Source organism: Agromyces sp. NPDC058064 (assembly GCF_042885275.1).
GTDB lineage: Bacteria > Actinomycetota > Actinomycetes > Actinomycetales > Microbacteriaceae > Agromyces.
Genome location: NZ_JBHVSE010000005.1, coordinates 216,183 through 225,621, shown reverse-complemented (window position 1 = coordinate 225,621; position 9,439 = coordinate 216,183). Strand labels below are relative to the sequence as shown.

Below are 9,439 nucleotides of genomic sequence, written 5' to 3'. Positions count from 1 at the left end.
AGCGTTAACCGAGATGGCAAGCAGCCCAGCCCCCGCGCCCGACGCGCCGACCGTGCTCACCGAACGCGGACGGCAGAAGGCCGACCGCCGCGCCGCCATCCTCGCCGCCGCCGCGACCCTCTTCGCCGAGCGCGGCTACGCGGGCGTCACGATCGAAGACCTCGGCACCGCCGTCGGCGTCTCGGGCCCGGCCGTCTACCGCCACTTCCCGGGCAAGGCCGCCGTGCTCGCCGCGATCCTCGAGGGCGCGAGCCGGGCCCTCCTCGACGGTGCCGAGCGGGTGCTCCACGAGGCATCCGACCCCGAACGCTCGCTGCGCGCGCTCATCGCGCACCACGTCGACTTCGCCCTCGGCGACGCCGACGTCATCCTCGTGCAGGATCGCGAACTCGAACAGCTCGACGCGGGCGCGCGCCACGACGTCCGCCTCCTCCAGCGCCGCTACGTCGAACACTGGGTCGACGTGCTCTCCCGACTCCGGCCCGATCGGGCCGAGGCGGAGCTCAGGGTCAGGGCACACGCCGCCTTCGGCCTCCTGAACTCCACTCCGCACAGCGCCCGCATCCCCGGGCGCCGACCTGCCGACGGCACCGTCCGCGGCATCCTGGAGGAGATGGCATGGGCGAGCCTCATGTCGTGACGCTGCGCGCGACCCGCGACGGCGATCTCGATGCACTGTTCCTGATCGAGCAGGACCCGGTCGCGGTCCGCATGGCGGCCTTCACCCCGCCCGACCCGAGCGATCGAGCGATGTTCGACGCCCACTGGCGCCGGCTGCTCGACGACCCCGGCGTCGACACCCGCACGGTGCGCGCCGACGGCGAGATCGTGGGCAGCGTCGCCCGCTGGTTCGACGAGGGCGCCCCCGAGATCACGTACTGGATCGACCGTGCGCACTGGGGCCGCGGCATCGCGACGCGGGCCATGCACCTGTTCCTCGACGCCCTCGGCGAGCGCCCGGTGCGCGCCCGGGTCGCCGCGGACAACGCCGGATCGATCGCCGTGCTCGAGAAGCTCGGCTTCGAGCACGTCGGCACCGAGCACGGCTACGCGAACGCCCGCGAGGCAGAGATCGAGGAGCGGGTGTACCGGCTCGGCTGACGAGCACGGGCGGGCGGATGCCTCGCCGCGCCGCCGCGCCGCAGTGCCGGCGCGCGACCGGTGCGGCGTCGCGGCCCGCGGTTCGACCGGCGGTGCTTCCGGTCAGTTGCCGGTGCGTGCGCCCTGCGCCTCGGCCAGCGCGTCGATGCGACGGGCGAGCTCGAGGTCGCGGAAGGTGACGCCGCCCACGTCGTGCGAGCTCAGCTCGAAGGCGATGCGCCCCCAGCCGAGCCGCACGTCGGGATGGTGGTCGAGTGCGTCGGCGACCAGCGCGACCTCGTCGAGGAGCTCGACGGCACTCGCGAAGTCGTCGGTGCGGTAGGCGCCGTCGAGCCGGTCGCCGGTGTGCACGAAGGCCGTGCCCGCCAGCTCGTCGGCGGTCTCGGCCGGGGTGAGGATGCGCCGCGCGTCGTTCATGCCGCCATCCTCCTCCTGGCCGGGGCCCGTCGGTAGTGGTTCACCGACCGATCCGCGCACCGGATGCAGGAGATCCCCGCCGACGCGCCGCACTCCTCCCCCGGAGCGCGGGGTGTCGACGGGATCGTCCTGTATTCGGTTCGGGCGATCACATCATGGTCAGCGCACGGCCCGGCTCGCGGAGGATCGCGCCGATGTCGGCGAGGAACCGCGAGCCCTGCTCGCCGTCGACCAGGCGGTGGTCGAACGAGAGGCTCAGCGTCATGACCTCGCGGAGGGCGATCTCGCCCCGGTGCTCCCACGGCTGCCGGCGCACGGCGCCCATCGCGAGGATCGACGCCTCCCCGGGGTTCAGGATGGGCGTGCCCGCGTCGATGCCGAAGACGCCGATGTTCGTGATCGAGATGGTGCCGCCCGCGAGCGACGACGGACTCGTCTTCCCGGAACGTGCCGTCTCGGCGAGCGCGGTGATCGCGTCGGCGAGCTCGAGCAGGGTCAGCCCGTCGGCGCCGGGGATGTTCGGCACGACGAGGCCGCGCTCGGTCGCCGCGGCGATGCCGAGGTTCACCCCGGCGAACTGCACGATCTCCTGGGCCTCCTCGTCCCACCTGGCGTTCACCTCGGGCGTGCGGCGCGCGGCGATGCAGAGCGCCTTCGCGACGACCGCGAGCGGTGTCACGCGGTGGGCGGCGAGCGCGCGGTCCTCGCGGAGCCCCCGCACGAGCTCCATCGTCTCGGTGACGTCGATCGTCAGGAACTCCGTCACGTGCGGCGCGGTGAAGGCGCTGCGCACCATCGCCGCGGCGGTGTGCTTGCGCACGCCCTTGATCGGGATGCGGGTCTCGGCGGGCAACGGGCCGGTCGCGGCCGCCTGCGGCTCGGCGACACCGGGGCCGGCCGCGATCGCCGGCCGCGTGCCCGACGAGGATGCCGCGTGCTCGACGTCGTCGCGCGTGATCAGGCCGCGCGGGCCGGTGCCGGCGACGCGCTCGAGGTCGACGCCGAGGTCGCGCGCGAGCTTGCGCACCGGCGGAGTCGACCGCGGGCGCTCGGCGCCCATGGCGGGTTCGAGGTCGACGCGAGGCGCCTCGGCGACCGACGCCGCCGGCAGCTCGGGCACGAGCTCGGCGGCGAGCGCCGCGGCGAGTCGTGCGCGGCGCTTCGGTCCGCCCTCATCTCGTGCGCCGTAGCCCACGAGATTCGGACCGGGAGCCGCCTCGGGCGCGGCCGGCGTCGCGGACGGCCCGGTCTGCTCGGCCGGTGCCGGTGCGGGCGCAGCGGCCGCCGGCTCGGGCGCGGCATCCCCCTCGCCCGCCGGTTCCCCGGTGTCGCACGAGAAGAGCGGTGCGCCGACGTCGATCGTCTCGCCCTCCGCGGCGTGCAGCGCCGTGATGACCCCCGCGAACGGCGAGGGCAGCTCGACGACCGCCTTCGCGGTCTCGATGTCGGCGACGATCTGGTTGAGCTCGACGCGGTCGCCCACGGCGACGCGCCAGGCGACGATCTCGGACTCGGTGAGCCCCTCGCCGAGGTCGGGCAGCGGGAAGTCGCGGATCATCGTGCTCACGCCTCCACCCCGCTCAGCGAGTTCGGGCGGCCGAGCGCGCGATCGACCCCGTCGAGGATGCGGTCGAGGTCGGGCAGGTGGTGGCGCTCGAGCTTCGCCGGCGGGTACGGGATGTCGTGCCCGGTGACCCGCACGGGCGCCGCCTCGAGGAACTCGAAGCAGCGCTCGGTGATCGATGCGGCGATCTCGGCGCCCATGCCGCCCTGCTGGCCCGCCTCGTGCGCGATCACGAGCCGGCCGGTGCGCCGCACCGACGCCTCGATCGGCGCGTAGTCGATCGGCGCGAGCGAGCGCAGGTCGATCACCTCGAGCGAGATGCCCTCCTCGGCGGCCGCGGTCGCGGCATCCCGAGCGGTCTGCACGAGCGCGCCGTAGGTGACGAGCGTGACGTCGTTCCCGCGCGCGAGCGTCGTGGCGACGCCCATCGGCGGCGCGTCGGCGAGGCTCGCCGACTCGTCGACCTCGCCCTTCACGTGGTAGCGGCGCTTGGGCTCGAAGAACAGCACGGGGTCGTCGCTCGCGATCGCCTGGCGCAGCATCACGTAGGCGTCGGCCGGGTTCGAGCAGGCGACGACGCGCAGGCCGGCAGTGTGCGCGAAGTACGCCTCGGGCGACTCTGAGTGGTGCTCGGCCGCGCCGATGCCGCCGCCGAACGGCACGCGGATCGTGATCGGCATCTTCACGGTGCCGCGCGAGCGGTAGTGGAGCTTCGCGACCTGGGCGACGATCTGGTCGAAGCCCGGGTAGATGAAGCCGTCGAACTGGATCTCGACGACCGGTCGGAAGCCGCGGTACGCGAGCCCCACCGCGGTGCCGATGAGACCGGCCTCCGAGAGCGGCGAGTCGACGACGCGGTGCCCGCCGAACTCGGCCTTCAGTCCGTCGGTCACGCGGAACACGCCGCCGAGCGTGCCGATGTCCTCGCCCATGAGCACGACCTTGTCGTCGTCGGCGAGGGCGCGACGGAGTCCGGCGTTCAGTGCCTTCGCGAGCGTGAGCTGCGTCATCGCACGCCTCCTTCGGTACGGCCGGATGCCTCGGGGTCGCCCGGCTCCTCGAACATCGCCAGGTAGCGCGCGTAGTTCGCGCGCTGGCGGTCGACGTGGCTGTTCGGCTCGGCGTAGACGTGGTCGAAGACGCTGAGCGGCTCGGGGTCGCCGAGCGTCGTGATCGCGGCGCGGAGCTCGGCCGCGACGCGGTCGGCCTCGGCGGTCGCCTCGCGCTCGAGGCCCGCGATGTCGACGCCGGAGCCGTCGAGGTAGGCGAGCACCCGCGCGATGGGGTCGCGCTCGCGCCACTCGGCGAGCTCGGCGTCGCCGCGGTACCGCTTGGGGTCGTCGGCGGTCGTGTGCGGGCCCATCCGGTAGGTGACGGCCTCGATGAAGCTCGGGCCCTCGCCGCGGCGGGCGCGATCGAGGGCGAAGCGGGTGGCGGCGAGCACGGCGAGCACGTCGTTGCCGTCGACGCGGAGGCCGGGCATGCCGAAGCCGTCGGCTCGGCGGGCGATCGGCTGCTTGGACTGGAGTCCGACCGGCTCGGAGATGGCCCACTGGTTGTTCTGGCAGAAGAACACGACGGGCGCGTCGAAGCTCGAGGCGAACACGAGCGCCTCGTTCACGTCGCCCTCGCTCGTCGCGCCGTCGCCGAAGTACGCGATCGCCGCGGCGTCGGAGCCCTCCCAGCGCAGACCCATCGCGTAGCCCGTCGCGTGCAGCGCCTGTGCGCCGATGATGATCTGCGGCACGGCCATGTTGTGCTCGTAGGGGTTCCACCCCGAGGCCGCGGTACCGCGCCAGACGCTCAGCAGTTCGGCCGGGGCGACCTTGCGGTGCCAGGCGAGGGCGTGCTCGCGGTAGCTCGAGAAGACGAAGTCGTCGTCGCGCAGCGCGTGGGCCGAGCCGATCTGGGCGGCCTCCTGCCCGGCGAGCGGCGGCCACAGGCCGAGCTCGCCCTGGCGCTGGAGCGCGGTGGCCTCGGTGTCGATGCGGCGCACCACGACCATGTCGCGGTACAGGCGGCCGAGCACGTCGAGGTCGACGTCGGCGACCCACGGGTCGTACTGGGCGTCGCGCACCCGCTCGCCCGCGGGCGTGATCAGCTGCACGAATGCGTCGGGGCGCGTCAGGAGGCCAGTGGCGTCTCGGTCGGATGGGGTCATCGTCGATCCTCGCTCTCGGCGGGCCCGCTTCGTGGGCAGCCCGCACCGGCGACTCTGCCGGATACCGCGAGCGTACGTCGATCGGTCACACAGCTCAAGCAAGCTCGTCGCCGTTGAGCATGTTGCCAAGTCGCACCCGGGTCGGTGGTGCTATCGTGTGGCGATATGACCGGTTACGACGCCGTCGACCGAGCCCTGCTCGCGGCACTCTCGCCCGACCCGCGTGCGACGGTGGTCGCCCTCGCCGATCGCCTCGGACTCTCGCGCAACACGGTGCAGGCGAGGATGGCCCGCCTCGAGTCGTCCGGGGCCTTCCTGTCGTTCGAGCGCAGCATCGACCCTGCGCCGCTCGGCTACCCGATCGAGGCGTTCATCGCCGTGCACGTGCGGCAGAAGCTCCTCGGCGAGGTCGTCGACGAGATCGCCGCGATCCCCGAGGTGATCCAGGCGCACGGCCTCTCGGGGTCGATCGACCTGCTCGTGCGGGTGGTCTGCCGCGACGCGCACGACCTGTTCCGCATCGACGGCGAGATCCTCGCCATCGACGGCGTCGAACGCACCGAGACCTCGCTCGCGATGGGCGAGCTCATCCCGTACCGGCTGGGGCCGCTGCTCGAACGCTGAGGCCTGCCTTGCAGCGAGCATGCAAAGAACTCGTTGCAAACAAATGCTTGCAAAGAACTCTTTGCAACGCTATCTTTGCAACATGACCGAGACGCCAGAGAACCTCGCCGACCAGCCGAGCAGCACCCGCCACCCCGGCATCGACCACGTGCTGTCGACGAGCGCGCTGAAGTCGCTCGCCCACCCGCTCCGGGTGCGCATCTACGACGAGCTGTCGGCCTACGGCCCGCTCACCGCGAGCGGGCTCGGCGATCGGCTCGGCGAGTCGAGCGGGTCGATGAGCTATCACCTGCGCCAGCTCGAGCGCTCCGGCCTGATCCGCGAGAACGCCGAACGCGGCACCGGGCGAGAGCGCTGGTGGGAGCGGGTGCCCGGCTCGGTCGCCGTGCCCGACGCGCGCTCATTGCCCGCCGGCAGCGCCGAACGCCTCGCGGCGAAGCTCGTCGAGGACGAATGGCACCGCACCCGCGACCAGAACTACCGCGACTTCCTGGCCGAGGGCGACGAGGTCTTCGGCAGCGAGTGGCACGACGTCGCGACGAGCGACACGATCAACCTCCGGCTGCGGCCCGAGCAGCTCGCCGCCCTCGTCGCCGAGATCGACGCCGTGCTGCTGAAGTACGGCGATCTGTACAAGCGCACCCCGTCGCCCGGCTCCCGGCCGGTGCAGATCCACCTCAACGCCTTCCCCCTGATTCGCGGGGAGGTCACCGACGACAACGACACGAAGCACGACACTCCCCGAAAGGAGCGATCATGACCAACGCGACGCTCACACCGCTCTCCCCCGGCGCCGGCGCCCTCGCCGCCCTCGCCGTTCGCGGCGGGCTCGGCCTCGCCGCCTGGGGCCTGCGCCTCGCCGGCCGCCGCAACGACCGCGAGCGCCAGCTCGGCCGGCTCGAGGCCCGCGCCGCGGCGCAGCAGGCCCTCGCCGAGCGCGACGCGCTGCTCGGCCGCGCGAACACCCGCCTGCTCTGACCCGCTGCTCCCGCAGGAGATCAGGCTCCATCCCCTGCTCCGAGCCCGTCTCGGCGCAATACTCCTGCAGCAGCAGCGGTCGCACTGGCCGCGAACGACGGATGCCCCGCCCGAGTGACTCGGGCGGGGCATCCGTCTGCTGCAGCGAAGCCGACGACTAGTCGTCGGCGCCTTCGGCGGGAGCCTCGGCGTGCTCGCCGGTCGCGCCGCGACCCTCGGAGTCCGCGTCCTCCTGCAGGACCGGGGCGAGCGAGAGCTTGCCGCGGTCGTCGATCTTGGTGATCTCGACGAGGATCTTCTGGCCGACGCCGAGCACGTCCTCGACGTTCTCGACGCGCTTGCCGCCGGCGAGCTTGCGCACCTCCGAGATGTGGAGGAGGCCGTCCTTGCCGGGCAGCAGCGAGATGAACGCGCCGAAGGCGGCGATCTTCACGACCGTGCCGAGGAACTGCTCGCCGACCTCGGGGTTCGTCGGGTTGGCGATCGCGTTGACCTGGGCGCGGGCGGCCTCGGCCGACGGGCCGTCGGTCGCGCCGATGTAGACGGTGCCGTCCTCCTCGATGGAGATGTCGGCGCCGGTCTCGTCCTGGATGGCGTTGATCGTCTTGCCCTTGGGGCCGATCAGCTCGCCGATCTTGTCGACGGGGATCTGCACGCTGATGACGCGGGGCGCGGTCGGCGCCATCTCGTCGGGCGCGTCGATCGCGGCGTTCAGCACGGCGAGGATCGTCGTGCGGGCGTCCTTCGCCTGCGTCAGCGCGCCGGCCAGCACCGAGGCGGGGATGCCGTCGAGCTTCGTGTCGAGCTGGATCGCGGTGACGAACTCGCTGGTGCCGGCGACCTTGAAGTCCATGTCGCCGAGCGCGTCTTCGGCACCGAGGATGTCGGTGAGGGCCGCGTAGCGGGTCTCGCCGTCGACGGTGTCGGAGATGAGGCCCATGGCGATGCCCGCGACGGGCGCGCGGAGCGGCACACCGGCGTTCAGCAGCGACAGGGTCGAGGCGCAGACCGAGCCCATCGAGGTCGAGCCGTTCGAGCCGAGCGCCTCGGAGACCTGGCGGATGGCGTAGGGGAACTCCTCGCGGGTGGGCAGCACCGGCACGAGCGCACGCTCGGCGAGCGCGCCGTGGCCGATCTCGCGGCGCTTGGGCGAACCCACACGACCCGTCTCACCCGTCGAGTAGGGCGGGAAGTTGTAGTTGTGCATGTAGCGCTTCTTGGTGACCGGGCTCAGCGAGTCGATCTGCTGCTCGAGCTTCAGCATGTTCAGCGTGGTGACGCCGAGGATCTGCGTCTCGCCGCGCTGGAAGATCGCCGAACCGTGCACGCGGGGCACGACCTGGACCTCGGCGTCGAGCGGACGGATGTCGGCGAGGCCGCGGCCGTCGATGCGGACGCCCTCCTCGAGGACGCGCGTGCGCATGACCTTCTTGGTGACCGACTTGTAGGCGGCCGACACCTCGGCGTTCGCCGACTCGGGCAGCTCGCCCGCCTCGACCTTCGCCGCGATGTGCTCCTTCGTGCGCGCCTTGAGCGCGTCGTCGGCGTCCTGGCGCTCGACCTTGCCGGCGATCTGGTAGACGTCCTTCAGCTCGGCGCCGGCGAAGGCCGCGACGGCCTCCTTGACCTCGGGCTGGTACGGCGGGAACGTCGGGTAGTCGGCGACGGGCTTCGCCGCGGTCTTCGCGACCTGGAGCTGCGCCTCGACGAGCTGCTTGATGAAGGGCTTCGACGACTCGATGCCCTGCGCGATGATCTCTTCGTTCGGCTTGACGGCGCCGCCCTGGATGAGGTTCCACGCGTTGTCGGTCGCCTCGGCCTCGATCATCATGATCGCGACGTCCTGCGAGCCGTCGGCCTCGGTCACGACGCGACCGGCGACGACCATGCTGAACACGGCGTCCTCGAGCTGCGAGTGCTTGGGGAACGCGACCCACTGGCCGTCGATGAGCGCGACGCGGACACCGGCGACGGGGCCGGAGAACGGCAGGCCCGAGAGCTGGGTCGAGAGCGACGCGGCGTTGATGGCGAGCACGTCGTAGAGCTCGTCGGGCTCGATGGCGAGCACCGTCACGACGACCTGGACCTCGTTGCGGAGGCCCTCGACGAACGAGGGGCGCAGGGGGCGGTCGATCAGGCGGCAGGTGAGGATCGCCTCGGTCGAGGGGCGGCCCTCGCGACGGAAGAACGAGCCGGGGATGCGACCCGCGGCGTACATGCGCTCCTCGACGTCGATCGTCAGCGGGAAGAAGTCGAAGTGCTCCTTCGGCTGCTTCGAGACGGAGGTCGCCGAGAGCAGCATGGTCTCTTCGTCGATGTAGGCGACCGCCGAGCCCTGCGCCTGCTGCGCGAGGCGGCCGGTCTCGAAGCGGATGGTACGCGTGCCGAACTTGCCGTTGTCGATGACGGTCTCGGCGAACGTGATTTCAGGACCTTCCAAGAGGCCTCTCCTTTGTTTACCGTCGCACCCCGTGTGGGCACGACTCGTACGAAGGAGCAGGAACAGGCATTACGAATCGCAAGAGCTTGCGTTCACGCTGGCCACCAGTAGAAGTCCACCAAGACGAGTTGGTGATCCACCACAGGGGACCAGC

General features: G+C 71.9%; 10 protein-coding genes. 5 read left to right on the top strand and 5 right to left on the bottom strand.

All coding sequences use genetic code 11. From position 1 onward, the window contains the following. The first annotated feature begins 13 nt into the window (after positions 1-13). Positions 14-640 (top strand): TetR/AcrR family transcriptional regulator, encoded by a 627-nt coding sequence (locus ACFVSL_RS16600; RefSeq protein ID WP_386942081.1) that lies wholly within the window; start codon positions 14-16, stop codon positions 638-640. Then, a complete protein-coding gene (locus tag ACFVSL_RS16595; RefSeq protein WP_386942080.1) occupies positions 619-1,101 on the top strand; it encodes a GNAT family N-acetyltransferase in 483 nt (160 codons plus the stop codon). Before ACFVSL_RS16600 ends, ACFVSL_RS16595 begins: the two co-directional genes overlap by 22 nt. 102 nt (positions 1,102-1,203) lie before the next feature. On the opposite strand, the gene ACFVSL_RS16590 is transcribed toward ACFVSL_RS16595, so the two are convergent. From ACFVSL_RS16590 to pdhA, 4 genes are all read right to left on the bottom strand, one after another. After that, positions 1,204-1,518 carry a 4a-hydroxytetrahydrobiopterin dehydratase gene (locus ACFVSL_RS16590; RefSeq protein WP_386942079.1) on the bottom strand — a complete coding sequence of 105 codons (315 nt, stop codon included), beginning with the start codon at positions 1,516-1,518 and terminating at the stop codon, positions 1,204-1,206. 148 nt (positions 1,519-1,666) lie between these two features. Next, entirely contained in the window at positions 1,667-3,076 is a 1,410-nt protein-coding gene (locus ACFVSL_RS16585) for a dihydrolipoamide acetyltransferase family protein (protein WP_386942155.1), read from the bottom strand. Between the two features lie 5 nt (positions 3,077-3,081). Continuing rightward, positions 3,082-4,092 carry an alpha-ketoacid dehydrogenase subunit beta gene (locus ACFVSL_RS16580; protein WP_386942078.1) on the bottom strand — a complete coding sequence of 337 codons (1,011 nt, stop codon included), beginning with the start codon at positions 4,090-4,092 and terminating at the stop codon, positions 3,082-3,084. Continuing rightward, positions 4,089-5,243: a pyruvate dehydrogenase (acetyl-transferring) E1 component subunit alpha gene (gene pdhA / locus ACFVSL_RS16575; protein WP_386942077.1), complete on the bottom strand. Its 1,155-nt coding sequence runs from the start codon at positions 5,241-5,243 to the stop codon at positions 4,089-4,091. Before pdhA ends, ACFVSL_RS16580 begins: the two co-directional genes overlap by 4 nt. Before the next feature lie 165 nt (positions 5,244-5,408). On the opposite strand from pdhA, the gene ACFVSL_RS16570 reads away from it, so the two are divergent. The 3 genes from ACFVSL_RS16570 (at position 5,409) to ACFVSL_RS16560 (ending at position 6,845) form a co-directional block, all read left to right on the top strand. After that, on the top strand, positions 5,409-5,867 hold the full coding sequence (locus ACFVSL_RS16570; protein ID WP_386942076.1) for an Lrp/AsnC family transcriptional regulator: 459 nt from the start codon (positions 5,409-5,411) through the stop codon (positions 5,865-5,867). An 82-nt stretch (positions 5,868-5,949) separates the two neighbouring features. Beyond that, positions 5,950-6,627 carry an ArsR/SmtB family transcription factor gene (locus ACFVSL_RS16565; protein WP_386942075.1) on the top strand — a complete coding sequence of 226 codons (678 nt, stop codon included), beginning with the start codon at positions 5,950-5,952 and terminating at the stop codon, positions 6,625-6,627. Beyond that, a complete protein-coding gene (locus ACFVSL_RS16560; protein ID WP_386942074.1) occupies positions 6,624-6,845 on the top strand; it encodes a hypothetical protein in 222 nt (73 codons plus the stop codon). The genes ACFVSL_RS16565 and ACFVSL_RS16560 overlap by 4 nt, the downstream gene beginning before the upstream one ends. A 157-nt stretch (positions 6,846-7,002) precedes the next feature. Here ACFVSL_RS16560 and ACFVSL_RS16555 read toward each other — a convergent pair whose 3' ends face one another. Continuing rightward, positions 7,003-9,285, bottom strand: a complete 2,283-nt coding sequence (locus ACFVSL_RS16555) for a polyribonucleotide nucleotidyltransferase (RefSeq protein ID WP_386942073.1) — start codon at positions 9,283-9,285, stop codon at positions 7,003-7,005. Positions 9,286-9,439: the final 154 nt, after the last annotated feature.